Here is a 26,485-nt window from a genome sequence, read left to right as displayed (position 1 = left end):
ACACGGGTAATGTTCATGACGAGTTCTCCTCACCCTCAGGCTGGTTGGTGTTCCCGCCCACCAGTGTGGCGCAATGACGCCGATATAGGGTGGGGAGGACTCCATCCCATTGCTACCGACGCCATCCATGGCGTAGGACCTCCTCTACGGCTTGTCCCCAGCGCCCCTTGGTTTCTGTAACTGCGAGAGCTTTGGCCGAACACCTTGGCGGCGGGACAGCTCGGGGCGGGGCTGTCAGAATGGCCGGGTTCCCGTTGCAGGAGGGCCGGCCGTGGAGGCGCCACTGATCACGCTGCTGCCGCTGGCGTTGCTGGGGTATCTCAGCGGCAGTTGGCTCGGCGCGCTCACCGTCTGCCGGCTGGCCGGCGTGGGCGATCCACGCCTGGCAGGCTCCTTCAACCCGGGGTTTTCCAATGTCCTGCGCCTGCACGGCCGGCGACTTGCCCTGGCGACCCTGCTGGTGGATGCCGCCAAGGGGGTACCGGCCCTGGCGCTGGCGCTCCTGCTGGGGTTGCCGCCCTGGGCCCAGGGGGTGGTTGGCCTGGCCGTGCTGTTGGGCCACAGCTACCCGGCCTGGCACCGTTTCCGTGGCGGCAAGGCGGTGGCCAGCGCCTTCGGCGTGATGCTGGTGCTGACTCCGGGGGTGGCGCTGGTGTGTGCCGTGCTATGGGCGCTGCTCGCCTGGCGGGTGCGCACCGCCGCGGTAGCGTCCCTGGCCAGCGCCGCCGCCGCACCCCTGGCCAGCCTGTGGCTGGCGCCGGATTACGTCATCGTGGTGATCGCCTTCACCCTGCTGGTGCTGGTGCGCCACGTGCTCAATATCCAGCGCCTGGGACGCGGCGACGAGCCGCCCTTGTAAGCTTACGGCTCTTGCAGGGTATCCATGGGCCAGCGCGGTACTGCTTTCATAACGCCGGTCTCGTCACGCTCGCAGGCCTGCAGGCGTTGCGCGCTGTGACATAAAGAGCGCGATCATGGCGCCGTTCAGCTCCCGGCAGGCGGTTCCAGGGTATCCATGGGCCAGCGCGGCACTGCTTTCATAACGCCGGTCTCGTCACGCTCGCCGGCCTGCAGTCGCTGGGCGCCCACATAAGCGATCATGGCGCCGTTATCGGTGCAGAAGCGCCCCCGGGGATAGTAGGCCCGGGCGTCGCGCTTTGCGCACTCGCGCTCCAGCCGCTCGCGCAGTCGGGTATTGGCGCTGACCCCGCCGGCCACCACCAGGCGCTTGAGGCCGGTCTGATCCAGGGCGCGGCGGCACTTGATCACCAGAGTGTCGACCACCGCTTCCTCGAAGGCGCGGGCCACGTCGGCACGGGCCTGGTCGTCGAGTTTGCCCGTCTCCTCGAGCTGGCGGATGGCGGTGAGGGTGTGAGTCTTGAGCCCCGAGAAGCTGAAGTCGAGACCGGGGCGGTCGGTCATCGGTCGCGGGAAGCGCAGGCGTGCGGGGTCGCCGTGCTCGGCCAGGCGCGCTATCTGGGGGCCACCGGGGTAGTCCAGGCCCAGCATCTTGGCCGCCTTGTCGAAGGCCTCGCCAGCGGCGTCGTCAACCGATTCGCCGAGCAGGGTGTAGCGCCCGAGGCCGCGCACCTCGACCAGTTGGGTATGGCCGCCGGAGACCAGCAGGGCCACGAAGGGGAAAGCGGGACGGTCATCCTCCAGCATGGGTGCCAGCAGGTGGCCCTCCATATGGTGGACGCCGAGTACCGGGATGCCCAGCGCCCGGGCCATGCCGTGGGCAGTGGCGGCGCCCACCATCAGAGCCCCCACCAGGCCAGGGCCGGCGGTGTAGGCGATGGCGTCGAGATCCGCACGGACCAGGCCCGCCTCGTCCAGCACCTGCTGGATCAGCGGCAGCAGGCGGCGGGTGTGATCGCGGGAGGCCAGCTCCGGCACCACGCCGCCATATTCGGCGTGCATGGCGACCTGGCTGTAGAGGGCGTCGGCCAGCAGGCCGCGCTCGGTGTCGAAGAGGGCGACGCCGGTCTCGTCGCAGGAGGTCTCGATGCCCAGTACGCGCATGGTGTCGGCTCGGTGTCTCGGAAATGGCCGCCATTCTACGTGGAAAGGACGCGGAAAGCATTTGCATAGGCCGGGCGTGAGGTCTAGACTACTGTGCGCTGCAAGACTGGGTCGTGCACCCAGGTGGCGAAATTCCGCGACCGATACCCTCGTTTTCCGGCGCGCTCAGGCGTTCCGGGCGTTTGTTCGTCGCGAAACGTGCCACCCGCAGGGGTGTGCGTACTAACCGAACTCTAGTTACCTAAGGTAGGTGAGTGCTTAATGCCTTCTGTCAAAGTACGAGATAACGAGCCGTTTGACGTCGCGCTGCGTCGCTTCAAGCGTTCCTGCGAAAAAGCCGGTGTTCTCTCCGAGGTGCGTCGTCGCGAGCATTACGAGAAGCCGACTGCGGAGCGCAAGCGCAAGGCGGCGGCTGCCGTCAAGCGTCACGCCAAGAAGCTCCAGCGTGAGCGCAAGCGCTTCGAACGGCTCTATTGATCCGTACTGGAGACGTCGGGGCCCAGGCCCGGGCTGTCTCAGGAGGACGCCAAGCGGCCGCCATCCGGTGGCCGCTTGTTTTTTCCGGGTCGGTGGCGGCTGCCGTCGACCCAGGGTGATCACACCGCAGCCGTCGAGGTGATCCGACTTCATGGCCGGACAGATTCCCCAGCGCTTCATCGATGACCTGTTGGCCCGCGTCGACGTGGTCGAGGTGGTGGGTGAGCGAGTCCAGCTCAAGAAGGCCGGGCGCAACTACTCGGGCCTGTGTCCCTTCCATCAGGAGAAGACGCCGTCGTTTACCGTGAGTGCCGACAAGCAGTTCTATCACTGTTTCGGCTGCGGCGCCCACGGCAATGCCCTGCGCTTCCTGATGGAGTACGACAAGCTGCGCTTCCCCGAGGCGGTGGAGCAGCTGGCCGGCCGCCTGGGTATGGAAGTACCACGTGAGGGGGCCGACGACCCACGTGCCCAGGCCCGGGAGCGCAAGCGCAAGGAGGGTGTGAACCTCCTCGAGCTCTCGGCCAGCTTCTTTCGCGAGCGGCTGAAGATGCCGGAGGGCCAGGGCGCCCGGGAGTACCTGGAGCGCCGCGGCCTGGCGCCTGAGGTGATCGACACCTTCGGTGTCGGCTATGCCCCGGACACCTGGGAGAGCCTCAAGCGCCACCTCGGTGAGCGCGGGGTCGGTGAGGCGGTGCAGGTGGAGTATGGCCTGCTGGTGCATCGCGAGGAGAGCGGACGCACCTACGACCGTTTCCGCGACCGGGTGATGTTCCCGATCCGCGATATCAAGGGGCGCACCATCGGCTTCGGCGGGCGGGTGCTGGGCGATGCCAAGCCCAAGTACCTCAATTCGCCCGAGACCCCGGTGTTCCACAAGGGCCGCGAGCTCTATGGCCTCTACGAGGCGCGCCAGGCCGATCACCGTCTGGAGCGGGTGGTGATCGTCGAGGGCTATATGGACGTGGTGGCCCTGGCCCAGTTCGGCATCCGTAATGCGGTCGCCACCTTGGGCACCTCCACCAGTGAGGAGCATCTCGGGCGACTGTTCCGGCTGGTCAACGAGGTGGTGTTCTGCTTCGATGGCGACCGTGCCGGACGCCAGGCCGCGACACGGGCGCTGGAGACGGTGCTGCCGCTGATGATCGATGGCCGCCAGGCACGCTTCCTGTTCCTGCCCGAGGGGGAGGATCCGGACACTCTGGTGCGTCGCGAGGGCAGCGAGGCCTTCCAGGATCGCATCACCTGCGCCAGCCCGCTGTCGGAGTTCCTCTTCGACCAGGCGGCGGCAGGCCGCGACCTGGCGCGCATAGAGGATCGCGAGCGGTACGCCAGCCAGGTGCTGAAGGCGATCGGGCGCTTGCCGGAAGGGGTGCTCAGGTCGCTGATGCTGAGCGAGCTGTCGCGGCGCACCGGCGTCGAGGCGGCGAATTTCTCGGCCCTGCTGGCAAGGGGCGAGGGTGTGGCGGGGCGAGAGTCGCGCGGCGCACAGGAGCCAGCCGCCATGGAAGGGGGTGAAGGCAGCGCCATGTCGGAGCCGCCGCCCCGGGGTGAGAGCAGTGCCGCTCTTGCGCGTCGCTCCGGTGGGGCCTTGAGCCTGGCGGCGCGCGCCCTGCAGCTGCTGCTTCACGAGCCGGCGCTGGTGTCGCGATTGCCCGAGGAGGACGACTGGTGTCCGGAAGAGGAGCCCGACGGGGTGCTGTGTCGCGAGGTGATCCGCCTGCTGAGGGCCGGTGGCTACCGCAGCCCCCAGGTGCTGCTGGCGCACTTCCATGGCAGTCCCGAGGGTGAGCGCCTGGCGGCACTGGCACGACGTGAGCTGCTGATCCCGAAGCCGGCAAGGGGTGCCGAGCTGGAGGGGCTGGTGGCTCACTTCCGGCGGCACCGTCGCAGGCGCTCACCCCAGGAGGAGTTCGACGCACTGCTGGCCAGGGAGAAGGCGGGTGAGCGGTTGTCGCGGGAGGAGAAGCAGCGACTGATGGCGTTGATCACCGAACTGCATCGCTGACCGGAAGGTCAAAAAAACACACGACGGATTGGCGCTGCGGTTGATTTCTCTCCTAACATCCCCACATAGGAGACATCGCTCGGCACCGGCGTAACCTGACAACCTAACACACCTGAATGACCGCGCAAATAGATCGAACTGGCAGAAAGGTGCTTTCTGCCGCTATACTGTTCGGCTTTATGAGTTTTCTCCACCCAGCGCTTCAGGTGCTTCATTCTTCTTCGTCGAGATAGGGTTTCTATGGCTGGAAATGCGCAGCAGCAGTCGCGTCTGAAGGAGTTGATCGCGCGCGGCAAGGAACAGGGCTACCTGACCTATGCCGAGGTCAACGACCACCTTCCCGAGGATATCGCCGACCCGGATCAGGTGGAAGATATCATCGGCATGATCAACGACATGGGCATCAGCGTCGTCGAGGAAGCCCCCGATGAAGACACCCTGATGATGTCGGATCAGTCCACCGACGAGTCGGCGGCCGAGGAGGCCGTGGCGGCTCTGGCCGCCGTGGAAAGCGACGTGGGTCGCACCACCGATCCGGTGCGCATGTACATGCGCGAGATGGGGACGGTGGAGCTGCTGACCCGCGAGGGCGAGATCGAGATCGCCAAGCGCATCGAGGAGGGCACCCGTGAGGTAATGTCGGCGCTGGCCTACCTGCCCGGCGCGGTGGACTCCATCCTCGATGCCTATGATGCCACCCAGGACGAGGAGGCCCCCGGCCGTCTCTCCGACCTCTTCTCCGGCTTCATCGATCCCGACGAAGGTATTCCCGGTGTGGCCGAGGCGGAGGTCCCCGAGGAGGAGCCCCAGGCGGCGGATGACGACGACGAGGACGGCGAGGCCGAGGAGGAGACGACCGGCGGCCCGGATCCCGAGGAGGCCCGTGCGCGCTTCGAGCAGATCCGCGAGCAGAACGCTGCGGCCCAGGCAGCCATCGAGGCCCACGGCCGCCACGCCAAGCCCGCCCAGGAGGAGCTGGCGCGGCTGGCCGAACTGTTCTCCCCGATCAAGCTGGTGCCCAAGCACTTCGAGCGCCTGGTCAATCAGGTGCGCATCAGCGTCGAGCAGGTGCGCGCCCAGGAGAAGGCGGTGATGCAACTGTGCGTCAAGAAGGCACGCATCCCGCGCAAGACCTTCATCAAGGCCTTCCCGGGCAGTGAATCCGATCCCGAGTGGCTGGATGCCTTCGCCGGCGAGCACCCGAAGTATGCCGACCGCCTCGAGCCGCTGCGCACGGATATCCAGCGCGCCCAGCGCAAGATCGCCTTCGAGGAAGCGATGGTTCGCCTGCCGGTGCAGGAGATCAAGGAGGTCAACCGTCGCCTCTCCATCGGCGAGGCCAAGGCACGCCGCGCCAAGAAGGAGATGGTCGAGGCCAACCTGCGCCTGGTGATCTCCATCGCCAAGAAGTACACCAATCGTGGCCTGCAGTTCCTGGACCTGATCCAGGAGGGCAACATCGGCCTGATGAAGGCGGTGGACAAGTTCGAGTATCGCCGTGGCTACAAGTTCTCCACCTATGCCACCTGGTGGATTCGCCAGGCGATCACCCGCTCCATCGCCGACCAGGCGCGCACCATCCGCATCCCGGTGCACATGATCGAGACCATCAACAAGCTCAACCGGGTCTCCCGGCAGATGCTCCAGGAGATGGGACGCGAGCCCACCCCCGAGGAGCTGGGTGAGCGTCTCGAGATGCCCGAGGACAAGGTGCGCAAGGTGCTCAAGATCGCCAAGGAACCGATCTCCATGGAGACGCCCATCGGCGACGATGACGACTCGCACCTGGGCGACTTCATCGAGGACAGCTCCATGGTGCTGCCCATCGATTCCGCCACCGGAGAAGGGCTGATCGAGGCGACGCGCAACGTGCTGGGCGGCCTCACTGCGCGTGAGGCCAAGGTGCTGCGCATGCGCTTCGGCATCGACATGAACACCGATCATACCCTCGAGGAGGTCGGCAAGCAGTTCGACGTCACCCGCGAGCGGATCCGCCAGATCGAGGCCAAGGCGTTGCGCAAGCTGCGTCATCCCAGCCGCTCCGAGCCGCTGCGCTCCTTCCTCGACGAGTAGGGTGCGAATCGCGCCGGCTCCGGCCGGCGTTGGCGCCATGAAGAAGCCCCGACAGGCCAGGCCTGTCGGGGCTTCTTGTGTTGTCGGCGGCCGTGCGCCGGAGGCTCAGCCCGCCTTGCGCGCCAGGGCCCAGCGGCGGGCCAGCAGGACAAGTTCGATTACTGCGATCAGCAGAAGGGCGTAGCCGAACAGCTCCACCACCTCCTCGGCGGCACTCTTGAAATCACGCAGGTAGTTCTCCTGCAGGATCGCCTGCCAGAAGTCGCCACGTCCGTAGAGGCGCGAGAAGACGTAGGTGGTCAAGAAGCCCGCGGCGAACAGGCCGAAGGAGAGGCTGTTGGAATAGGCGGCGAACTCGGCCACGAAGGCGCGCCGGTGGCGGATGACCACGAACAGGATCGGCAGCACCGTGAGGCTGACCAGCAGCTGCCAGGCCCCGTCGAAGACCCGAGCATCGAGTAATGCATCCTGCTCGCGGATCAGCGAGGCGAACAGGAATCCGAACATCAGCAGGGCGACGAGGCGCAGCTGGCGCAGCCCGAGCATCACGTAGAGCAGCAGGGCGGAAGCGGTGGCCAGCAGGCTGGTCTGGGCCAGTTCGGTGAAGCCGCGTTCGGAGAAGCGGTCATCGGGGAAGTACAGGGCTTCGTAGAAGACCCCCTGGGCGATTCCCGCCACCAGCAGGATATAGAGCGTCGCACGCAGGCATACGGCACGGAACCCGATGGGCCAGGAAGGCTCGGGCAAAGACTTATGGGTCATGGCGAAGTTCGAATATGCAGGCAATAGTGTTTGCGTATTCTACCTGCCCCGCCAAGCGGTGGCTAACCTTGCTGGCTAGTTGTTTGCAAGCTATTGAATTCACGGGGCCTACACCATTAGTCTTGTTTTTACCCTGGCCTATTGCCGAGCCGGAATCACTCCTCTAGCTTACGTTAACGTAAAGTGCCGAGGCCGGTGGCCAACAGAGGGTCGCCACCCGTCCGATGCCGGCTGACCCCCGCTGTCATGCCGGTGACGACAACGGCCGACAACAACGACAACAGCACCACGGCGGGTCGCGCGATGCGACCCCGAGAGGACGATCCATGACCCAGGAGTTCATACTGGAGACTCGCGGGTTGACCAAGGAGTTTCGCGGCTTCACCGCCGTGGACGACGTCAACCTGCAGGTTCAGGAGGGGCATATCCATGCCCTGATCGGCCCCAACGGGGCCGGCAAGACCACCGTCTTCAACCTGTTGACCAAGTTCCTGCCGCCCACCCGCGGCGAGATTCTCTATCGCGGCAAGCCCATCACGCGCATGAAGGCCAACGAGATCGCGCGTCTCGGCCTGGTGCGCTCCTTCCAGATCTCCGCGGTGTTCGGTCACATGACCGCCCTGGAGAACGTGCGGGTGGCGCTGCAGCGCAAGCTGGGCACCTCCTTTCACTTCTGGAAGCCCGAGAGCAGCCTCGACCACCTCAACGACCGTGCCCTGGAGCTGCTCGCCGAGGTGGGTCTGGCCGAGTACGCCGATGTGCTCACCGTGGAGATGCCCTACGGGCGCAAGCGCGCCCTGGAGGTGGCCACCACCCTGGCGCTGGAACCCACGCTGATGCTGCTCGACGAGCCCACCCAGGGCATGGGTGCCGAGGACGTCGATCGCATCGTCGAGCTGATCCGTCGCGTCTCCAGGGGGCGCACCGTGCTGATGGTGGAGCACAACCTGAGCGTGGTCAGCCGGCTGTGTGACCGCATCACCGTGCTGGCCCGCGGTGCCGTGCTGGCCGAGGGCGACTATCAGGAAGTGTCGAAGAACCCCCAGGTGCGCGAGGCCTACATGGGCAGCGACGCGGCGGAAGAGGAGGCCAGCGCATGAGCCAGGCAGCCGAGGCGATCAGCGGGACTCGCGACGCCCATCCCCACCATGACGGCGCCGAGATGCTGCGGGTCAGCGACCTGCACGCCTTCTACGGCGAATCGCACATCCTCCACGGCGTCGACTTCGACGTGAAGCGCGGCGAGCTTGTGACCCTGCTCGGCCGCAACGGCGCCGGGCGCAGCACCACCCTGAAGTCGATCATGAACATGGTTGGTCGGCGCACCGGCTCGATCATGATCAACGGCAACGAGACCCTGGGCATGAAGCCCCACCGCATCCCGCGGCTGGGCATCGGCTACTGCCCCGAGGAGCGCGGCATCTTCTCGAGCCTCGACGTCGAGGAGAACCTGCTGCTGCCGCCCACAGTGCGCTCCGATGGCATGAGCCTCGACGAGATCTACGCCATGTTCCCCAACCTCTACGAGCGGCGCCGCAGCCAGGGCACGAGGCTCTCCGGCGGCGAGCAGCAGATGCTGGCCATGGCGCGGATCCTGCGCACCGGGGCGCGGCTGCTGCTGCTCGACGAGATCACCGAGGGCCTCGCCCCGGTCATCGTCCAGGCGCTCGGCGAGGTGCTGGTCAAGCTCAAGGAGCGGGGCATGACCATCGTGCTGGTGGAGCAGAACTTCCGCTTCGCCGCGCCGCTGGCCGACCGTCACTTCGTGATGGAGCACGGTCGCATCATCGAGGAGATCAGCGCCGCCGAACTGCCGTCGCGTCGCGACCACCTCAACAGCCTGCTGGGGGTGTGACGGCACGCCCGTCGCCCGGCAGTTTCACCACCGCCAACCGTATCGACAACAACAAACCGCCCCTCGTGGGCCACGGAGTCAATCATGACCTTCAACCGCAAGATTCTCGCTACCAGCGTTGCCCTGGCCACCGCCACCCTGATGGCCACCGGCGCCCAGGCCCAGATGAGTGATGATGCCGTGCGCATCGGCTATCTCGCCGACATGTCCGGCACCTACCGCGACCTGGCCGGCCCCGGCGGCCTCTCGGCCCTGGAGATGGCCATCGAGGACTTCGGTGGCGAGGTCAACGGCGCCCCCATCGAGGTGTTCAGCGCCGATGACCGCAACAGCGCCGATGTGGGTGCCAACACCGTGCGTGAGTGGTTCGACACCCGCAACGTCGACCTGGTCGCCGGCCTGGTGGCCTCCTCGGTTTCCATCGCTGCCACCAAGGTGATCGAGGAGAACGACGGCCTGGGCATCGTCTCCGGCTCTGCCGCCTCCAGCATCACCAACGAGCACTGCACCCCCAACCATATCCACTGGGTCTATGACACCTACCCGCTGGCCAACGGCACCGCCAAGGCGGTGGTCGAGCAGGGCGGCGATACCTGGTTCATGCTCACCGCCGACTACGCCTTCGGCCATGCCCTGGAGGGCGACGTGACCAAGGTAGTGGAGGAGAACGGTGGGGAGATCGTCGGCGGCGTGCGTCACCCCTTCCCGACCAGTGACTTCTCTTCCTATATCCTCCAGGCCCAGGGCTCCGGCGCCAAGATCGTCGGCCTGGCCAATGCCGGTGCCGATACCGTCAACGCCATCTCCACCGCCAGCCAGTTCGGCCTGACCCAGTCCGGCCAGCAGCTCGCCGGCCTGCTGATCTTCCTCAACGACGTCCACTCCATGGGCCTCGAGGATACCCAGAACCTGCTGCTGACCACCGGTTGGTACTGGGACATGGATGACCAGGCCCGCGAGTGGGCCGACCGCTACTTCGACCGGGTAGGCGCGCGTCCGACCATGGTCCAGGCCGGCATCTACTCCAGCACCATGCACTACCTGGAGACCGTGGCAGAGGAGGGCACCGATAATCCCGAGGCGATCCGCGCGGCCATGGCCGAGCGCCCGGTGGAGGATTTCTTCTCGCGCAACGGTCGCATCCGCGAGGATGGCCGCATGGTCCACGACATGTATCTGGCCCGCGTGAAGACGCCCGAAGAGTCCACCGGTGAGTGGGACGTCTACGAGATCCTCGCCACCATCCCGGCAGAAGAGGCCTACCGCCCGCTCTCCGAGAGCCAGTGCGACCTGGTCAACAACTGAGCGGATGTGGAACCGGCGGCGGCTACGGCCGCCGCCAGCTGACGGGAGGCCCATGAGATGACAATGATTTTCGGGGTGCCGGTGATGGTGTTCATGGGCCAGCTGATGCTGGGCCTGATCAACGGTGCCTTCTATGCCCTGCTGAGCCTGGGGCTGGCGGTGATCTTCGGCCTGCTGAAGATCGTCAACTTCGCCCACGGCGCCATGTACATGCTGGGCGCCTTCGTGGCCCTGCTGGGCCTGCAGTATCTGGGGCTCAATTACTGGGCGGCGCTGCTGGTGGTGCCGCTGGTGGTAGGCGGGCTAGGTATGCTGATCGAGCGCTTTATCCTGCGTCGCATCGCTCACCTCGACCACCTCTACGGGCTGCTCCTCACCTTCGGCCTGGCGCTGATCTTCGAGGGCACCCTGATCAACTTCTTCGGCGTCTCGGGCTCGAGCTATCCCACGCCCGAGGCCCTGCAGGGCGGGATGAACCTGGGCTTCATGTTCCTGCCCACCTATCGCGGTTGGGTACTGCTGGCGGCGCTGGTGGTCTGCCTGGCCACCTGGTTCATCATCGAGCGCACCCGCCTGGGCGCCTACCTGCGCGCCGGCACCGAGAACCCGTCGCTGATGCAGGCCTTCGGGGTCAACGTGCCCCAGCTGATCACCCTGACCTACGGCTTCGGGGTGGCCCTGGCCGCCTTCGCTGGGGTGCTGGCCGCGCCGCTCTACCCGGTGTCGCCGACCATGGGCTCGAGCCTTTTGATCGTGGTCTTCGCGGTGGTGGTGATCGGTGGCATGGGCTCGATCATCGGTGCGGTCATCACCGGCCTGGCCATGGGCCTGATCGAGGGCCTGACCAAGGTCTATTACCCCGAGGCCGCCAACACCGTGATCTTCGTGGTGATGGTGGTGGTTTTGATGCTGCGTCCCGCGGGACTCTTCGGCAAGGAGGCTTGACGCCATGTCGGCAACCCAGACCCTGACTCTCGCCATGCAGCGCCGCCGCCAGGCCAGGCTGCGTCGCAACGTTCTCTACCTGGTGCTGATCGCCATCGCCCTGGTGGCCCCCTTCGTGGCCTACCCGGTGTTCCTGATGAAGGTGCTGTGCTTCGCGCTGTTCGCCTGCGCCTTCAACCTGCTGCTCGGCTACGCCGGCCTGCTCTCCTTCGGGCACGCCGCCTTCCTGGCCACCGGCGGTTACTTCACCGGCATCATGCTGGCCAGCTACCCGGGGCTGACCCCCGAGCTGGGTATCCTGATCGGCACCTTCGCCGCCGTGGTGCTGGGCACCCTGTTCGGCGCCCTGGCGATCCGCCGCCAGGGCATCTACTTCGCCATGGTGACCCTGGCCCTGGCGCAGATGATGTTCTTCTTCTTCGTCCAGGCGCCCTTCACCGGCGGCGAGGATGGCCTGCACGGGGTGCCGCGGGGCGCGCTGTTCGGGCTGATCAGCCTCGACAGCAACCTCAACATGTACTACTTCGTGCTGGCGGTGTTCGTGATCGGTTTCGCCATCATCCAGCGCGCCGTGCACTCGCCCTACGGCCAGGTGCTCAAGGCGATCCGCGAGAACGAGCCGCGCGCCGTGTCGCTGGGCTACAACGTGGATGCCTACAAGCTGGTGGCCTTCGTGCTCTCGGCGGGCCTGGCGGGCCTGGCGGGCTCCACCAAGACCGTGGTCTTCCAGCTCGCCTCGCTGACCGATGCCCACTGGCACATGTCCGGCGAGGTGATCCTTATGACCCTGCTGGGCGGTGTGGGCACGCTGTTTGGCCCCCTGGTGGGTGCCGGCGTGGTGGTCAGCCTGCAGACCCAGCTGGCACAGTCGCCGCTCGGCAACTGGGTCAGCGTGATCCTCGGCGCCATCTTCGTGATCTGTGTGCTGAGCTTCCGCAGCGGCATCGTCGGCGAGATCCAGAAGATGGTGCGCAAGAACTTCAAGTGAACCCCGGTTCCTGCGATGAGCTTATACGATGACTTACGGCGCCTCGCGGGGCGCCTTTTCAATGCGCGCTGGACAGGCGTTGCGGCAGGTAGGCCACCAGGTGGTCGAGAAAGCGCTGCAGCTTGGGCGAGCGCTGGCGGTGGCGGGGGAAGACCGCCCAGACCGCCGTGTCGTCGTGGCGATAGGCGTCGAGCACCGAGATCAGGGCGCCGCTCGCCAGATGCTCCTCCACGTAGTAGTCGGGCAGCTGGGCCAGCCCCAGCCCCTTGAGGGCGGCATCGAGCAGCGCAGGCCCCGAGTTGGCTCGCCACGAGCCACTGACGCGTACCTCGCGACGCACGCCATCCACCGCGAAGCGCCAATGGTCACGACTGCCGACCAGGCAGCGGTGGCGGGAAAGCTCGGCCAGGGCATGGGGCTGGGAGATATGCTCGAAGTAGGCCGGGGCGCCGACCACATACTCGCGGCGTTCGCACAGTCGCCTGGCCACCAGGCTCGAGTCCTCCAGGCGGCCCATGCGGATCGCCACATCGAACCCCTCGTCGATGATATCCACCTGGCGGTTGGTGAAGTGCATGCGCACCTCCAGCTGAGGGTGTTCGAGCAGGAAGTCGTTGACCAGCGGCGCGATGAAGCGCTCACCGAAGGTGGTGGCCGAGGTCAGGGAGAGCCTTCCCCGGGGGCGGTCCTGGAGATCACCGATCGCCGCCTCGGCCTCGCGGAAGCCGTCGAACAGCTGGCGGCACTGGCGGTAGTAGAGGGTGCCGGCGTCGGTCAGATGGATCTGGCGCGTGGTGCGGTAGAGCAGGGCAGTGCCCAGTTGCTGCTCGAGCTGGGCCACCAGCCGGCTGACGTGGGAGTTGGAGACCGACAGCTCCCGCGCGGCCGCCGCAAAGGTACCCAGCCGCACCACCTCGACGAAGGCTTCGATACGATCCCAGCGCTGCATGGACTCTCCTGAAGAATGCAAGATTGTTGCTGTGTGGCAATAATGTAATGCCTTTGGTGCGGTTTATACCGGTTCGGTTTATAGCCTAGACTGTATCTGAACTTTCCCAAGCGAGGAGAACGAATATGAAATCACGCGCCGCCGTTGCCCTGGAAGTGGGCAAGCCTCTGGAGCTGGTCGAGATCGATGTCGAGGGCCCCAAGGCCGGTGAGGTGCTGGTGCGCATGGCCGCCACCAGCGTCTGTCACACCGATGCCTTTACCCTCTCGGGTGCCGACCCCGAGGGTCTGTTCCCCTCGGTGCTGGGCCATGAGGGCGCCGGCATCGTCGAGGAGGTGGGCGAAGGCGTCACCAGCGTGCGTCCCGGGGACCATGTCATCCCGCTGTATACCGCCGAGTGCGGCAAGTGCAAGTTCTGTCTCTCCGGCAAGACCAACCTGTGCAGCTCGGTACGCGCCACCCAGGGCCAGGGTCTGATGCCCGATGGCACGTCACGCTTCTCGCTGGACGGCAAGATGCTGCACCATTATATGGGCTGCTCCACCTTCAGTGAGTATACCGTGCTGCCTGAAGTCTCCCTGGCGGTGGTCTCCAAGGAGGCGCCGCTGGACAAGATCTGCCTGCTGGGCTGTGGCGTGACCACCGGTATCGGCGCGGTGATGAATACCGCCAAGGTCGAGCCGGGCTCCACCGTTGCCGTGTTCGGCATGGGCGCCATCGGCCTGGCGGTGATCCAGGGCGCAGTAATGGCCAAGGCCAGCCGCATCATCGCCATCGACGTCAACCCCGAGAAGTTCAAGCTAGCCGAGCAGTTCGGCGCCACGGACTTCGTCAATCCCAAGGATCACTCTTCCAGTATCCAGGAGGTGATCGTCGACATGACCGATGGCGGCGTCGACTACTCCTTTGAGTGCATCGGCAACGTGAACGTCATGCGCTCGGCGCTGGAGTGCTGTCACAAGGGCTGGGGCGAGTCGGTGATCATCGGCGTGGCCGGTGCCGGCGAGGAGATCAGCACCCGTCCGTTCCAGCTGGTCACCGGTCGGGTCTGGAAGGGCTCCGCCTTCGGCGGCGTGAAGGGCCGCTCGGAGCTGCCGGGCTACGTGGAGCAGTACATGAACGGCGAGATCAATATCGACGACTTCATCACCCACGACATGCCCTTCGAGAAGATCAACGAGGCCTTCGAGCTGCTGCACCGGGGTGAGAGCATCCGCACCGTGCTTCACTATTGACCGATACTTGCCCGCGCCCTTTCCGCCAAGTGCAGGCCGGGGACTCCCCGGCCTTCAGGAGACACCTCGATGACCATGACTGAGAACCTCGAGCTGGTATCGGCCAACAAGAGCTTCGGCGGCTGGCACAAACGCTACCGCCACCGCTCCCGGGCGCTGGACTGCGAGATGGTGTTCGCCATCTACCTGCCGCCCCAGGCCGAGACCCAGCGGGTGCCGCTGCTGTGGTGGCTCTCCGGGCTCACCTGCAGCGACGAGAACTTCATGCAGAAGGCCGGGGCCCAGCGCCTCGCCGCGGAGCTTGGCATCGCCATCATCTGCCCCGACACCAGCCCGCGGGGCACCGACTTGCCGGGTGAGCATGACAGCTATGACTTCGGCTCCGGCGCCGGCTTCTATGTCAACGCCACCCAGGAGCCCTGGAAGCGTCACTACCGCATGTATGACTATGTGACCGAAGAGCTGCCCTCGGTGGTGCGCCAGCACTTCCCGGTCAACGGTCGCGAATCGATCAGCGGCCACTCCATGGGCGGTCACGGTGCACTGGTGGCGGCGCTGCGTCGGCCGGGCCACTATCGCTCGGTGTCGGCCTTCGCGCCGGTCGTCAACCCCTCCGAGTGCCCCTGGGGGCAGAAGGCCTTCTCGAGCTATCTCGGCGATGACCGCGGCAAGTGGACCCAGTACGACGCCTGTGAACTGGTAGCCCGTGGCGCCTCCAGCCAGCCGCTGTTCATCGACCAGGGCGAGGCGGATGACTTCCTCGAGGAGCAGCTCAAGCCCGAGCGTCTCGAGGCGGTGTGTGCCGAGCACGACCATCCGCTGACCCTGCGCCGTCAGCCGGGATACGATCACAGCTACTACTTCATTGCCTCCTTTATCGAGGATCACCTGCGCTACCACGCCGAGCGACTGCACAAGAAGCGCTGAGGCAGCTGCCTCCCGTCGAGGCGACCGGGGCCCTATACTGGCCGCATGAGGGCTGTGGGGCCGTGATCAGGGCCCGGGACGAGGGGAGAGACGCATGCGACGAGGTCGGCGATGATCGCCAGGTGGAGACGCAGACTATGGGGCTGGCTGTGGAGAGCGTGCCTGGGCTTCGTGGTGCTCTCGGTGCTGCTGGTGCTGCTGTTCCGCCAGGCCCCGGTATTCGGTTCCATGGTGATGGTGGAGCGCAAGGTGCACTCCTGGGTGTCCCGGGAACCCATCGACATCCAGCACCGCTGGCGACCCTGGGAGGCGCTCTCTGACCACGCCAAGCTGGCGGTGATCGCCGCCGAGGACCAGCGCTTCCTGGAGCACCACGGCTTCGACCTGGTGGAGATTCGTCGTGCCTGGCAGGCGAGCCGCAACGGTGGTCGGCTGCGCGGGGCCAGCACCCTCAGCCAGCAGACCGCCAAGAACCTCTTCCTGTGGACCGGGCGCAGCTGGGTGCGCAAGGGCTTCGAGGCGTGGTTTACCCTGCTGATCGAGGCCCTGTGGCCCAAGCAGCGCATCCTCGAGGTCTACCTCAATATCGCCGAGTGGGATAGCGGCGTGTTCGGCCTGGAGGCAGCGGCCCAGCACTACTTCGGCGTCTCCGCCGAGCGGCTCAGCGCGGCCCAGGCCAGCCGCCTGGCGGCGATCCTGCCCGACCCGCGGGGTCGCGATGCCGCTCGGCCTTCTCCCGGGGTGGTCCAACGCAGCGCCTGGATCCGCCGGCAGATGAGCAACCTGGGAGGCGTCGCCTACCTGCAGAATTTCTAGGCGAAGCTTACGGCGAGCATGATCGCCCGCATTACAGCCACAATGACAAGAGCAGAATAGCGAGGCCGCCATGCACGATACCACCAGCCCCCAACGAGCACGCCGCCGCGGTCAGTCGCGTGGCCGCGAGCTGGCACCGCTGGCGCTGAGCGGGCTGCGCGCCCTGCTCGGCGACGAGCGTGCCGATCCGGCGCTGCGTCGCCGCGACCGGCTGATCGAGCACCTCCACGTCCTCCAGGACGCCCACGGCCACCTGGCCATGGCGGAGTTGCGGGCGCTGGCCAGCTACATGGCCCTGCCCATGGCGGCTATCTACGAGACCGCCACCTTCTATGCCCACTTCGACGTGGTCCACGACGACCAGGCGCCGCCGCCGGCACTCACCGTGCGGGTGTGCGACTCGCTCTCCTGTCGCCTGGCCGGCGCCGAGGCGCTGCACGAGCGGCTCGCGTCCGGTGCCGACCCCGAGGCGGTGCGGGTGCTGCGGGCGCCGTGCATGGGGCGCTGCGACAGTGCGCCGGTGGCCCAGGTGGGCCACCTGCACGTCCGTTACGCCACCGCGGAGGGGGTCGAGGCGGTGGTGGATACCGGCCACTTCCACCCCGAGGCGATCCTCTGGCAGCGCCTGGCCGACTACCGCGCCGCGGGTGGCTATCGGCTGCTGGCCGCATGCCAGGCCGGCGAGGTGGACTTCGCGGCGCTCTGCGAGGCCTTCGAGCATGCCGGGCTGCGTGGCCTGGGTGGTGCCGGCTTCCCGATCTTCAGGAAGTGGCAGGCGGTGCGCGCCGAGCCCGGACCCCGCTATGCGGTGATCAACGCCGACGAGGGGGAGCCCGGTACCTTCAAGGACCGCCACTATCTCGAGCATGAGCCGCATCGCTTCCTGGAAGGGGCCCTGGTGGGCGCCTGGGCGGTGGAGGCGGAGGCCCTCTATATCTACCTGCGCGACGAGTATCCCGGCCTGCATCGGGTGCTCACCGAGGCCATCGCCGAGCTCGAGGCCGGAGGCCTCGTACCGCCGGGCTATATCGTGCTGCGCCGGGGGGCCGGTGCCTATATCTGTGGCGAGGAGTCGGCGCTGATCGAATCCCTGGAGGGCAAGCCCGGCAAGCCGCGCCATCGCCCGCCCTTCGTGGCACAGCGCGGGCTCTTTGGCCGGCCCACCCTGGTCAACAATGTCGAGACCGTCTACTGGGTTCCGCGGATCTGGGAGCAGGGTGCCGACTGGTTTGCCGCCCAGGGGCGCCACGGGCGCCATGGCCTGCGCAGCTTTTCGGTCTCCGGGCGGGTTGCCCGGCCCGGGGTGCACCTGGCCCCGGCGGGGATCACGCTCGCCGAGCTGATCGAGGAGTACTGCGGCGGCATGGCCGAGGGGCATCGCCTCGTCGGCTACCTGCCCGGCGGTGCCTCCGGTGGCATCCTCCCCGCCAGCAAGGCGGACATCCCGCTGGATTTCGATACCCTGCAGGAGCACGGCTGCTTTATCGGCTCGGCGGCGATCATCGTGCTCTCGGACCAGGATGATCTGAAGGCGGTAGCGACCAACCTGCTGGGCTTCTTCGCCGACGAGTCCTGCGGACAGTGCACGCCCTGCCGGGTGGGCACCGAGAAGATGCTCACCCTGCTCGAACGCGATGAGTGGGATGTCGAGCAGCTCGAGCGTCTCGCCCGGGTGATGGCGGATGCCTCCATCTGCGGCCTGGGCCAGGCGGCGCCCAATCCGGTGACGAGCCTGCTGCGCGATTTCCGCGGTGAGCTCGAAGCCCGGCACCTGATCGCGAAAGGGTAGGGAGGTCGAGATGAGTGACTCCAGCAGCAACGACAGCTTCACCCTGACCCTGGATGGCGTCGAGGTCAGCGCGCGTCCCGGCGAGACCCTGTGGCAGGTGGCCAGGCGCGCCGGCGAGACCATCCCCCACCTCTGCTTCAAGGATGCCCCCGGCTACCGCTCCGACGGCAACTGCCGCGCCTGCATGGTGGAGATCGAGGGCGAGCGGGTACTCGCCGCAAGCTGTATCCGCGAGGCGGCCCCGGGCATGGTGGTGAAGAGCGCCGGCTCCGAGCGCGCCCGGGAGGCGCGTGAGGGGGTCATGGAACTGCTGCTCGCCGACCAGCCCGAACGCGATGCCGGCCCCGACCGCTCGAGTCACCTCTGGGCCATGGCCGACCGGCTGGCCATCGACGTCGGTGCGGTGCGTCAGCACCTGCCGTCCCGGACGGAGCGCGAGGCGCCCACGGTGCACCATGTCGCCGCACGCTCGGCAACGCTGCCCCATGCCGACGGCCATGACGCCACCCACTCGGCCATGAACGTCAACCTCGACGCCTGTATCGAGTGCGGCCTCTGCGTGCGCGCCTGCCGCGAGGTGCAGGGCAACGATGTCATCGGCCTGGCGCATCGCGGGGCGGCGGCCAAGATCGTCTTCGACTTCGACGACCCCATGGGGGAGAGCACCTGTGTGGCCTGCGGCGAGTGCGTCCAGGCCTGCCCCACCGGGGCGCTGATGCCCGCGACCCTGATCGATGAGGCAGGTCGCGGCGACTCCGCCGTGGCTGACCGCACGGTCGATTCCATCTGCCCCTACTGCGGCGTGGGCTGCCAGCTCACCTACCACGTCAAGGATGAACAGATCCTCTTCGTGGAGGGCCGCAATGGGCCCTCCAACCAGGGCCGGCTGTGCGTCAAGGGGCGCTTCGGCTTCGACTACCCCAACCATCCGGCCCGGCTGACCCGACCGCTGATCCGCCGCGAGGGAGCGCCCAAGGGCATGGATCCCGGCTTCGATCCCGCCAACCCACTGACCCACTTCCGCGAGGCGAGCTGGGAGGAAGCGCTGGATCTCGCCGCGAACGGGCTCACCGGACTCAAGGCGGCCCACGGCCCCGATGCGCTGGCCGGCTTCGGCAGCGCCAAGTGCTCCAACGAGGAGGCCTGGCTGTTCCAGAAGCTGGTGCGCACCGGCTTCGGTTCCAACCATGTCGATCACTGCACGCGGCTCTGCCATGCCAGCTCCGTGGCGGCGCTGATGGAGTGTCTGGGCTCAGGGGCGGTCACGGCGTCGTTCATGCAGGCGCTTCAGGCCGATGTGGTGATCCTCACCGGCTGCAATCCGGCGGTGAACCACCCGGTGGCTGCCACCTACTTCAAGCAGGCGGCGAGAAACGGCACCCGGCTGATCATCCTCGACCCTCGTGGCCAGGCGCTGGACGCCTACGCCTGGCGCAGCGTGCGCTTCACCCCCGGCGGTGACGTGGCGCTCTACAACGCCATGCTCCATGTCATCGTGGCCGAAAAGCTGTATGACCCGGCCTATATCGACGCCCACACCGAGGGCTTCGAGGCGCTGGCGACCAGCGTGGTCGACATGACCCCGGAGGCCATGGCGCCGCTGTGCGGCGTGGACCCCGGGACGGTTCGCGAGCTCGCCCGGGCCTATGCCGGGGCCGAGCGGGCGATGATCTTCTGGGGCATGGGCATCTCCCAGCATGTTCACGGCACCGACAACGCCCGTTGCCTGATCTCGCTGGCCCTGGCCTGTGGCCACACCGGTCGCCCGGGTACCGGCCTGCACCCGCTGCGCGGGCAGAACAACGTCCAGGGCGCCTCGGATGCCGGCCTGATCCCCATGGTGCTGCCCGACTACCAGCCGGTGGGCGATGCCCAGCTGCGCGCTGCCTTCGAGGAGCTGTGGAATACGCCCCTCGACGCGACGCCGGGACTGACCGTGGTGGAGATCATGGACGCCATCCTGGCCGGAACCATCAAGGGGATGTATATCCTCGGCGAGAACCCGGCGATGTCCGACCCCGACCTCCATCACGCCCGGCAGGCCCTGGCGGCCCTGGAGCACCTGGTGGTGCAGGACCTCTTCGTCACCGAGACCGCCCAGTTTGCCGACGTCATCCTGCCGGCCAGTGCCTGGCCCGAGAAGGAGGGCACGGTGACCAACACCAATCGCCAGGTGCAGCTGGGACGCGCCGCCGTGGCGCCGCCGGGAGAGGCGAAACCCGACTGGTGGATCATCCAGGAGATCGCCCGGCGCTTCGGCCTGGTCTGGGACTATGCCCACCCGCGGGAGGTGTTCGCGGAGATGAAGCAGGGAATGCACTCGCTGGACCACATCAGCTGGGAGCGCCTCGAGGACGAGGGCTCGGTGACCTATCCGTGCCCGGCGGACGATGCCCCGGGAGCGGACGTGGTGTTCTCCGATGCCTTCCCGCGCGCCGGCGGGCGGGCGAAGTTCTCGCCCACCCGACCGCTGCCGCCGGACGAGCCGGTGGACGCCGACTACCCGACGGTATTGACCACCGGGCGCCTGCTCGAGCACTGGCACACCGGCGCCATGACCCGTCGCAGTCGGGTGCTCGACGACCTGGAGCCAGAGGCCGCCGCCAGCCTGGCACCCGCGGAGCTGGGGCGCCTGGGCGTGGCCCCGGGGGAATCGATCACCATCGCCACCCGGCGCGGAACGATCACCCTCGTGGCACGGGCCGATCCGCGGATGCCCGAGGGCATGGTGTTCGTGCCCTTCGCTTTCGTGGAGGCGGCGGCCAACCTGCTGACCAACCCGGCGCTGGATCCCTTCGGCAAGATCCCGGAGTTCAAGTACGCCGCCTGTCGGCTGTCGCCGGCGGTGTCCTGACCACCAGCACCACCCCGGCGATGGCGATGGCCATGCCCAGAAGCGAAACTGGCGGCAGTGCCTCGTCGAACAGCCACCACGCCTGCAGGGCGGTGACCGGCGGTACCAGATAGAAGAGGCTCGCCACCCGCGAGGCCTCGCCGCGCTTGATCAGTGCCATCAGCAGCAGGATGGCACTGATCGAGAGCACCAGCACCAGCCACCCCAGGGTCATGGCGAAGGTGGCGGACCATTCGACATCGCGCTCCTCGAACAGCAGGGCACCCAGGCCCAGCAGGGTCGCCGCCGCCAGATACTGCACCACGGTGCCGGAGAGCAGCGGCATTCCGGTGCAGTAGCGCTTCTGGTAGAGCGTGCCGCCGGAGATGCCCAGCAGCGCCACAAGCACCGCGCCCAGCGCCCCCAGGCCGAAGCCCTGGAACAGGCTCTCCCCCGGGTCGAGCTTGCCCCCCAGCACCAGGATCACCCCGGCCAGCCCCAGCGCCAGGCCCAGCCATTGACGCATCGCCAGCCGCTCCCCGAGCAGCGGCCCGGCCAGCCCCGCCGTCAGCAACGGCTGCAGTCCCACCAGCAGCGAGGCGAGCCCCGCCGGCATGCCCAGGTAGATGCCGTAGAACACGCCTCCCAGATAGGCTCCGTGCACCAGCAGACCGGAGACGGCGATATGCCCCCATAGCGCGGGTCCCCTGGGCCACTCGCCGGAGAGCCAGTGGGCCAGGGGCACCAGCAGCGCCAGTGTCAGGGCGAAGCGGATGAACAGGAAGGTGAAGGGCTCGGCATAGGGCAGGCCGAACTTGGCGCCGATGAAGCCGGTGCTCCACAGTGCCACGAACAGCAGCGGCATGATGGCCAGCCAGAGCCGGTGGGGGGCGAGTGAGTCCATAGAGGCATCCTTGCGAGGCAAAGCCCGCATCATGGCCTCTGGTTAATCCCTTGCCAACCGGCCGCCGTCGCTCTGCCGGGACAAGATGTGTCGGATGACCCGCCCCCGCTCGTGCTTTGGTCGTATAGCCAATGTCGATTGGCTAACTGGTCAGACCAGTTTTTTTCCATATTTTACATGGCCTTGTATCTCATATCGGCACAGTGGTACGACGTCGGCGATCAGGAGTCCGTTGAATCAGTACGTTGGCTGGGCGTTGGGTTTTCGCTAGTTTTCTCAGGGGAGGCGCCCCTCGCGCCCTCACTGTCCGTGTTCGATGGAGTCGAACACGCTGTCGTTCCAGGCCGCTGAGCTGCCCGCGAACGACTTGCCGACCCAGGGAAGACAACAACAAGATCCGGTCGTCATCCCGAGAGGAGCCGACCGCCGCCATCTGGAGTTCATGTCATGCAAGACGACAAGCAGCCGTCACGCATCATCACGTCCCCCGGCGAAGAGGCCACGGCTCGTCGCGAGCCCGCCCGCCGCCGCTTCCTCAAGGCCGCCGCGGTCGGTTCCGCCGCCGCCGTGGCGGCGCCCTGGATCGGCAACGTCCAGGCTCAGGAGGGCATCCGCATCCGCATGCAGTCCTCCTGGCAGCCGGGCACCGTCGGCTACCGCACCTTCGAAGCCTGGGCCAAGGGCGTCGTCGAAGCGACCAGCGGCGAGGTAAGTATCGAGCCCTTTCCGGCCGGTGCCGTGGCTGGTGCCTTCGAGGTCGCCGATGCCGTGCGCAACGGCGTACTCGACGGCCAGAACTGGTTCACCGTCTACTGGCCCGGCAAGATGCCCGCCGGCGTATTCCTCACCGCCTTTCCCATGGGCCTCTCGCTGCCCCACCAGTGGGACATGATGTTCGGTGCCTACGGCGGCTTTGACATCGCCAAGGACCTCTACCGCAAGCAGGGCCAGGAGCTGCTGGGCTACGTCCACCACGACCTCAACCTGATCCACTCCAAGGTGCCGCTGCGCAGCTTCGACGACTTCGATGGCGTCAAGATCCGCATGCCGGGCGGCATCGTCGCCGAGACCTTCGCCGCCATGGGCGCGCGTACCACCCTGCTGCCGGGCTCCGAGGTCTATCCGGCCCTGGAGAAGGGCACCATCGATGCCGCCGACTTCACCGGTGCCGCGGTCAACTACGAGCTGGGCTTCTGGCAGGTGGCCGACTACATCATCATGGGCCCGCCCTCCACGCCCTGTCTGCACCAGTCCGTCGACCTCATGGATATCGCCGTCAACCGCCGCGTCTACGAGCGCATGTCCTCCCAGACCCAGGACCTGATGCACGACCTGGTTGCCGGCTACTCCCGCGAACACTACGCCGCGATCCAGAAGGCCAACGCCGAGGCCTGGCCCAAGTACCGCGAGAAGGGCGTCGAGATCATCCACCTCTCCGAGGAGGACGCCACCCGCTTCCGCGAAGTCGCCATCCCGCTGTGGTTCAAGTGGGCCAACAAGGACCCGGATGCCGCGCGGCTCTTCAAGGCGCACCTCGACACCATGATGGACCCTGCGGTGGCGTTGATCACCCCGGACGACATCAAGGATTACGAACTCAACGTCTGACCTTCCTGCTCGACCCTGCCGGGTGTTGTGCGCCGAGGGCCGCAGCACCCGGCTTGCCTAGGGCATAACTCTCAACCCCGCATCCCGTCGGCTCGATGATCCGTCGCCATCGCCGGGAGGTGATGGCACCGCGGAGGAGTTTTCATGAATTTCGAGATCAATTTCATTCTGCCCCACTGGCTCTACTGGTCGGTGCTGATTTTCCTGCCCCTGGTGGTCATGTTCTTCGTCGATCGCAGCTTCCGCCGCGGCGGTAGCATCGACGGAGGCGAGATCGCCGAGGTGCCCGCCGGCGAGGAGGTCGAGGTCGGCTTCCAGCCCCCGGGCAACCTGTTTACCCTGGTCATCGACCGCATTTCAGGCTTCTTCGGCCGCTACGTGGCCTACTGGTCGCTGGTCGCGCCCTTCGTGTTCGCTTACGAAGTGCTGATGCGCTACGCCTTCAACTCGCCGACCAACTGGGCCCACGAGTCGATGACCCTGATGTTCGGCATGCAGTACCTGATGGCGGGCGCCTTCGCCCTGCGCGAGGGCGGCCACGTGCGCGTGGACATCCTCTACCAGCGTGCCCGGCCGCTGACCAAGGCGGCCCTGGACCTGCTGACCTCGGTGTTCTTCTTCATCTTCACCCTGGCCCTGCTGGTGACCGGCTGGAAATTCTTCTCCCAGTCGGTGAGCGACCAGCTCTTCTTCGGCTCGAGCTACGCCAACGAGGTCTCCTTCACCGAATGGGCGGTGCAGTACTACCCGGTGAAGTTCATGCTGTTCTTCGGCGCACTGCTGCTGTTGTTGCAGGGCATCGCTCAGCTGATCCGTGACGTCCAGTCCTTCCGTCACCATCGTGCTCGGGACGAGCGGGGGCAGGGCTTCCCCAACCTGCTGGTGGCCCTCGGCGTGGTGCTGGCGGCGTGGACCCTGTTCGAGATGGTCAATATCGCCACCACCGACTACGAGAGCCTGGCCGGCAGTCTCGAGAACATCCTGAGTGGAGTGGGCATCGGCGGCCTGACGCTGGTGATGTTCGGCACCCTGATGGTGGTGCTGGTGGCGGGCCTGCCGCTGGCCTTCGTCACCGGTGGCCTGGGCGTGGCCTTCCTCTATCTGGTGGGCGATCAGAACATGCTCAACCTGATGCCGTCGCGCATCTTCCCGATGATGACCAACTACCAGCTCTCGGCCATCCCGCTGTTCATCTTCATGGCCTCGGTGCTGGAGAAGGCGGGGATCATCGAGGAGCTGTTCGACGTCGTCTACAAGTGGATGGGCGGCCTCAAGGCGGGCCTGGCGATCGCCACCGTCATCGCCTCCACGCTGCTGGCCGCCATGGTCGGCGTGATCGGCGCCGCGGTGGTGACCATGGGCCTGATCGCCCTGCCGGCGATGCTCAAGCGCAACTACGATCCGGAGATCGCCATCGGCTCGATCATGGCCGGCGGCACCCTGGGCATCCTGATTCCGCCCTCGATACTGGCCATCATCTACGGCGTCATCGCCCAGCAGTCGGTGGGCGAGCTCTATCTCGGTTCGCTGCTGCCCGGCCTGCTGCTGGCCTTCATGTACGGCTTCTACTGCTGGATGCGCGGCACCCTCAACATCAACATGGCGCCGCCGATGCCGGTCGAGGACCGCGTCGACATGAAGGAGAAGCTGCGCCTGCTGCGCAACATGCTGGCGCCCATCGTGCTGGTGGTGCTGGTGCTGGGTATCATCTTCACCGGCATCGCCACGCCGGTGGAGGCGGCCGGCATCGGCACCTTCGGCGCCCTGGTGGTGGCCGCGATGCACAAACGCCTTACCTGGCCCAACCTGCACGCGGCCTGCATGACCACCCTGGTCGCCTCGGCGATGGTGATGTGGATCATCTTCGGTGCCAGCATCTTCGTCGGCTTCTACATCCTTCAGGGTGGCCAGACCTTCGTGCAGGAGCTGATCTCCGGTGCGGGCCTCGGCCCCTACGCGGTGCTGGCGCTGATGATGGTGCTGCTGGTGGCGCTGGGCATGTTCCTGGACTGGGTGGGCATCCTGCTGCTGGCGGTGCCGATCTTCGTGCCGCTGATCAAGGGACTCACCTTCGATGGCGTGTTCGGCCTGCCCGGCGTCGACCCGGCCGATGTCTCGCTGTGGTTCGGTGTCATCTACCTGGTCAACATGCAGATGTCCTTCCTCAGCCCGCCGTTCGGCTATGCGCTCTTCTATATCAAGGGGGTGTGTCCGCCGCATATCACTATGGCGCAGATCTTCCGCTCCTCCTTCCCCTTCCTGGGGATCCAGGCGCTGGGACTGCTGTTGGTGATCCTGTTCCCGGCGTTGGTCACCTGGTTGCCCAACCTGGCCTACGGCTGATGGGTTCTGCCACGCAAAAGAGGGCGCCTGCGGTCGCTCTCGTTACATTCCAACACAAAACGATCTGAACTCCCCGGGACGCAGGTCGTCACAGGGGGGCACATACATGATGCAATATCCCTGGAGGTATCTATGAAACGCATGACTGCCCTGTTCTCCGCCGCCCTGCTCAGCGCTGGCCTGATGTCGGCCACCGCACACGCCCAGGAGGACTCTGCAGCCAATGCCGCCGAGCAGACCCAGGCCGCCGCCCCGGCCCAGGACTTCTCCGATGCCCAGCTCCAGCAGTTCGCCGATGCCTCCAAGGAGATCGCGGTGCTGTCCCAGGAGTACACCGAGCGCCTGCAGTCCGCCGAAGGCGAAGACGCCCAGCAGGAAGTACGCATGGAGGCCAACGAGGAGATGGTCAAGGTGGTCGAGGAGAGCGGCCTCGACGTGGATACCTTCAACGCCATTGGCCAGGCCATCCAGCAGAATCCCGAGCTGATGCAGCGTGTCCAGGAGATGGCTCAGTCGTAAGCCGCTCCTGACCCGACACCGACTCCCATCGGCATTCGACGGCCACCCTCCGGGGTGGCCGTTTTCGTAGGGAGTTCAAGGCGCTTTACAGCGACTCGGCAAGCTTCCAGACTTGGCGAAAATGGGC

General features: G+C 66.6%; 22 protein-coding genes. 17 read left to right on the top strand and 5 right to left on the bottom strand.

Annotated features, from left to right (window positions below):
* Positions 1 to 271 precede the first annotated feature (271 nt).
* Positions 272 to 859 carry a glycerol-3-phosphate 1-O-acyltransferase PlsY gene (gene plsY, locus LWH48_RS12365; RefSeq protein ID WP_442908315.1) on the top strand — a complete coding sequence of 196 codons (588 nt, stop codon included), beginning with the start codon at positions 272 to 274 and terminating at the stop codon, positions 857 to 859.
* A 125-nt stretch (positions 860 to 984) separates the two neighbouring features.
* Here the strand turns inward: plsY and tsaD are convergent, their stop codons facing one another.
* Complete coding sequence (gene tsaD / locus LWH48_RS12360; RefSeq protein ID WP_232912811.1) at positions 985 to 2,022, bottom strand: tRNA (adenosine(37)-N6)-threonylcarbamoyltransferase complex transferase subunit TsaD; 1,038 nt, start codon at positions 2,020 to 2,022, stop codon at positions 985 to 987.
* A 261-nt stretch (positions 2,023 to 2,283) separates the two neighbouring features.
* On the opposite strand from tsaD, the gene rpsU reads away from it, so the two are divergent.
* Positions 2,284 to 2,499 (top strand): 30S ribosomal protein S21, encoded by a 216-nt coding sequence (gene rpsU, locus LWH48_RS12355; protein ID WP_016416934.1) that lies wholly within the window; start codon positions 2,284 to 2,286, stop codon positions 2,497 to 2,499.
* Between the two features lie 151 nt (positions 2,500 to 2,650).
* Positions 2,651 to 4,507 carry a DNA primase gene (dnaG, locus tag LWH48_RS12350; protein ID WP_232912810.1) on the top strand — a complete coding sequence of 619 codons (1,857 nt, stop codon included), beginning with the start codon at positions 2,651 to 2,653 and terminating at the stop codon, positions 4,505 to 4,507.
* An 8-nt stretch (positions 4,508 to 4,515) separates the two neighbouring features.
* Here dnaG and LWH48_RS12345 read toward each other — a convergent pair whose 3' ends face one another.
* Positions 4,516 to 4,722: a hypothetical protein gene (locus LWH48_RS12345; RefSeq protein WP_161431301.1), complete on the bottom strand. Its 207-nt coding sequence runs from the start codon at positions 4,720 to 4,722 to the stop codon at positions 4,516 to 4,518.
* Between the two features lie 25 nt (positions 4,723 to 4,747).
* Here LWH48_RS12345 and rpoD point away from each other — a divergent pair, with 25 nt between their 5' ends.
* Entirely contained in the window at positions 4,748 to 6,580 is a 1,833-nt protein-coding gene (rpoD, locus tag LWH48_RS12340) for an RNA polymerase sigma factor RpoD (protein WP_232912809.1), read from the top strand.
* Between the two features lie 105 nt (positions 6,581 to 6,685).
* Here the strand turns inward: rpoD and LWH48_RS12335 are convergent, their stop codons facing one another.
* Entirely contained in the window at positions 6,686 to 7,342 is a 657-nt protein-coding gene (locus LWH48_RS12335) for a hypothetical protein (RefSeq protein WP_161431303.1), read from the bottom strand.
* A 326-nt stretch (positions 7,343 to 7,668) separates the two neighbouring features.
* On the opposite strand from LWH48_RS12335, the gene LWH48_RS12330 reads away from it, so the two are divergent.
* The 5 genes from LWH48_RS12330 (at position 7,669) to LWH48_RS12310 (ending at position 12,435) form a co-directional block, all read left to right on the top strand.
* Positions 7,669 to 8,442, top strand: coding sequence for an ABC transporter ATP-binding protein (locus tag LWH48_RS12330; RefSeq protein ID WP_232912808.1), 774 nt, complete (start codon positions 7,669 to 7,671; stop codon positions 8,440 to 8,442).
* A 62-nt stretch (positions 8,443 to 8,504) separates the two neighbouring features.
* Positions 8,505 to 9,197, top strand: a complete 693-nt coding sequence (locus LWH48_RS12325; RefSeq protein ID WP_232912814.1) for an ABC transporter ATP-binding protein — start codon at positions 8,505 to 8,507, stop codon at positions 9,195 to 9,197.
* An 84-nt stretch (positions 9,198 to 9,281) separates the two neighbouring features.
* On the top strand, positions 9,282 to 10,502 hold the full coding sequence (locus LWH48_RS12320) for an ABC transporter substrate-binding protein (RefSeq protein WP_232912807.1): 1,221 nt from the start codon (positions 9,282 to 9,284) through the stop codon (positions 10,500 to 10,502).
* A 57-nt stretch (positions 10,503 to 10,559) separates the two neighbouring features.
* Positions 10,560 to 11,447 carry a branched-chain amino acid ABC transporter permease gene (locus LWH48_RS12315; protein WP_161431306.1) on the top strand — a complete coding sequence of 296 codons (888 nt, stop codon included), beginning with the start codon at positions 10,560 to 10,562 and terminating at the stop codon, positions 11,445 to 11,447.
* Between the two features lie 4 nt (positions 11,448 to 11,451).
* A complete protein-coding gene (locus LWH48_RS12310; protein WP_232912806.1) occupies positions 11,452 to 12,435 on the top strand; it encodes a branched-chain amino acid ABC transporter permease in 984 nt (327 codons plus the stop codon).
* Between the two features lie 58 nt (positions 12,436 to 12,493).
* Here the strand turns inward: LWH48_RS12310 and LWH48_RS12305 are convergent, their stop codons facing one another.
* Positions 12,494 to 13,384, bottom strand: a complete 891-nt coding sequence (locus LWH48_RS12305) for a LysR family transcriptional regulator (RefSeq protein ID WP_232912805.1) — start codon at positions 13,382 to 13,384, stop codon at positions 12,494 to 12,496.
* Between the two features lie 125 nt (positions 13,385 to 13,509).
* Here LWH48_RS12305 and LWH48_RS12300 point away from each other — a divergent pair, with 125 nt between their 5' ends.
* The 5 genes from LWH48_RS12300 (at position 13,510) to fdhF (ending at position 21,005) form a co-directional block, all read left to right on the top strand.
* Positions 13,510 to 14,619: an S-(hydroxymethyl)glutathione dehydrogenase/class III alcohol dehydrogenase gene (locus tag LWH48_RS12300; RefSeq protein ID WP_232912804.1), complete on the top strand. Its 1,110-nt coding sequence runs from the start codon at positions 13,510 to 13,512 to the stop codon at positions 14,617 to 14,619.
* Between the two features lie 69 nt (positions 14,620 to 14,688).
* Positions 14,689 to 15,546 (top strand): S-formylglutathione hydrolase, encoded by an 858-nt coding sequence (gene fghA, locus LWH48_RS12295; protein ID WP_232912803.1) that lies wholly within the window; start codon positions 14,689 to 14,691, stop codon positions 15,544 to 15,546.
* A 111-nt stretch (positions 15,547 to 15,657) separates the two neighbouring features.
* Positions 15,658 to 16,362 carry a monofunctional biosynthetic peptidoglycan transglycosylase gene (mtgA, locus tag LWH48_RS12290; RefSeq protein ID WP_232912802.1) on the top strand — a complete coding sequence of 235 codons (705 nt, stop codon included), beginning with the start codon at positions 15,658 to 15,660 and terminating at the stop codon, positions 16,360 to 16,362.
* 70 nt (positions 16,363 to 16,432) lie between these two features.
* Positions 16,433 to 18,151: an NADH-ubiquinone oxidoreductase-F iron-sulfur binding region domain-containing protein gene (locus LWH48_RS12285; RefSeq protein WP_232912801.1), complete on the top strand. Its 1,719-nt coding sequence runs from the start codon at positions 16,433 to 16,435 to the stop codon at positions 18,149 to 18,151.
* A 10-nt stretch (positions 18,152 to 18,161) separates the two neighbouring features.
* Positions 18,162 to 21,005 (top strand): formate dehydrogenase subunit alpha, encoded by a 2,844-nt coding sequence (gene fdhF / locus LWH48_RS12280; protein ID WP_232912800.1) that lies wholly within the window; start codon positions 18,162 to 18,164, stop codon positions 21,003 to 21,005.
* Here the strand turns inward: fdhF and LWH48_RS12275 are convergent.
* The gene (locus LWH48_RS12275; protein ID WP_232912799.1) at positions 20,965 to 21,888 is read right to left on the bottom strand and encodes a DMT family transporter; all 924 of its coding nucleotides are present in this window, start codon (positions 21,886 to 21,888) and stop codon (positions 20,965 to 20,967) included. The two genes, fdhF and LWH48_RS12275, sit on opposite strands and share 41 nt — an antisense overlap.
* A gap of 447 nt (positions 21,889 to 22,335) precedes the next feature.
* Between LWH48_RS12275 and dctP the strand changes: the two genes are divergently transcribed.
* From dctP to LWH48_RS12260, 3 genes are all read left to right on the top strand, one after another.
* Positions 22,336 to 23,496 (top strand): TRAP transporter substrate-binding protein DctP, encoded by a 1,161-nt coding sequence (gene dctP / locus LWH48_RS12270; RefSeq protein WP_232912798.1) that lies wholly within the window; start codon positions 22,336 to 22,338, stop codon positions 23,494 to 23,496.
* 144 nt (positions 23,497 to 23,640) lie between these two features.
* Complete coding sequence (locus LWH48_RS12265) at positions 23,641 to 25,839, top strand: TRAP transporter large permease subunit (protein WP_232912797.1); 2,199 nt, start codon at positions 23,641 to 23,643, stop codon at positions 25,837 to 25,839.
* Between the two features lie 132 nt (positions 25,840 to 25,971).
* Entirely contained in the window at positions 25,972 to 26,358 is a 387-nt protein-coding gene (locus LWH48_RS12260; protein ID WP_161431316.1) for a DUF4168 domain-containing protein, read from the top strand.
* The last annotated feature ends 127 nt before the right edge of the window (positions 26,359 to 26,485 follow it).

Origin of the sequence: Halomonas sp. G15 (assembly GCF_021282295.1) — a bacterium.
In the GTDB taxonomy this organism is placed as follows: domain Bacteria; phylum Pseudomonadota; class Gammaproteobacteria; order Pseudomonadales; family Halomonadaceae; genus Halomonas; species Halomonas alimentaria.
This window is presented reverse-complemented; position numbering and strand designations above follow the sequence as displayed.

Excerpts from the sequence above, each read along its gene's own strand:
- dctP (WP_232912798.1), top strand. The coding sequence starts at position 22,336 with ATGCAAGACGACAAGCAGCCGTCACGCATCATCACGTCCCCCGGCGAA.
- LWH48_RS12345 (WP_161431301.1), bottom strand. The coding sequence starts at position 4,722 with ATGAAGCACCTGAAGCGCTGGGTGGAGAAAACTCATAAAGCCGAACAG.
- LWH48_RS12325 (WP_232912814.1), top strand. The coding sequence starts at position 8,505 with ATGCTGCGGGTCAGCGACCTGCACGCCTTCTACGGCGAATCGCACATC.
- LWH48_RS12330 (WP_232912808.1), top strand. The coding sequence starts at position 7,669 with ATGACCCAGGAGTTCATACTGGAGACTCGCGGGTTGACCAAGGAGTTT.
- LWH48_RS12265 (WP_232912797.1), top strand. The coding sequence starts at position 23,641 with ATGAATTTCGAGATCAATTTCATTCTGCCCCACTGGCTCTACTGGTCG.
- fghA (WP_232912803.1), top strand. The coding sequence starts at position 14,689 with ATGACCATGACTGAGAACCTCGAGCTGGTATCGGCCAACAAGAGCTTC.
- LWH48_RS12320 (WP_232912807.1), top strand. The coding sequence starts at position 9,282 with ATGACCTTCAACCGCAAGATTCTCGCTACCAGCGTTGCCCTGGCCACC.
- LWH48_RS12315 (WP_161431306.1), top strand. The coding sequence starts at position 10,560 with ATGACAATGATTTTCGGGGTGCCGGTGATGGTGTTCATGGGCCAGCTG.
- dnaG (WP_232912810.1), top strand. The coding sequence starts at position 2,651 with ATGGCCGGACAGATTCCCCAGCGCTTCATCGATGACCTGTTGGCCCGC.
- rpsU (WP_016416934.1), top strand. The coding sequence starts at position 2,284 with ATGCCTTCTGTCAAAGTACGAGATAACGAGCCGTTTGACGTCGCGCTG.
- mtgA (WP_232912802.1), top strand. The coding sequence starts at position 15,658 with ATGATCGCCAGGTGGAGACGCAGACTATGGGGCTGGCTGTGGAGAGCG.
- LWH48_RS12310 (WP_232912806.1), top strand. The coding sequence starts at position 11,452 with ATGTCGGCAACCCAGACCCTGACTCTCGCCATGCAGCGCCGCCGCCAG.
- fdhF (WP_232912800.1), top strand. The coding sequence starts at position 18,162 with ATGAGTGACTCCAGCAGCAACGACAGCTTCACCCTGACCCTGGATGGC.
- LWH48_RS12275 (WP_232912799.1), bottom strand. The coding sequence starts at position 21,888 with ATGGACTCACTCGCCCCCCACCGGCTCTGGCTGGCCATCATGCCGCTG.
- LWH48_RS12260 (WP_161431316.1), top strand. The coding sequence starts at position 25,972 with ATGAAACGCATGACTGCCCTGTTCTCCGCCGCCCTGCTCAGCGCTGGC.
- tsaD (WP_232912811.1), bottom strand. The coding sequence starts at position 2,022 with ATGCGCGTACTGGGCATCGAGACCTCCTGCGACGAGACCGGCGTCGCC.
- LWH48_RS12335 (WP_161431303.1), bottom strand. The coding sequence starts at position 7,342 with ATGACCCATAAGTCTTTGCCCGAGCCTTCCTGGCCCATCGGGTTCCGT.
- rpoD (WP_232912809.1), top strand. The coding sequence starts at position 4,748 with ATGGCTGGAAATGCGCAGCAGCAGTCGCGTCTGAAGGAGTTGATCGCG.
- LWH48_RS12305 (WP_232912805.1), bottom strand. The coding sequence starts at position 13,384 with ATGCAGCGCTGGGATCGTATCGAAGCCTTCGTCGAGGTGGTGCGGCTG.
- LWH48_RS12300 (WP_232912804.1), top strand. The coding sequence starts at position 13,510 with ATGAAATCACGCGCCGCCGTTGCCCTGGAAGTGGGCAAGCCTCTGGAG.
- LWH48_RS12285 (WP_232912801.1), top strand. The coding sequence starts at position 16,433 with ATGCACGATACCACCAGCCCCCAACGAGCACGCCGCCGCGGTCAGTCG.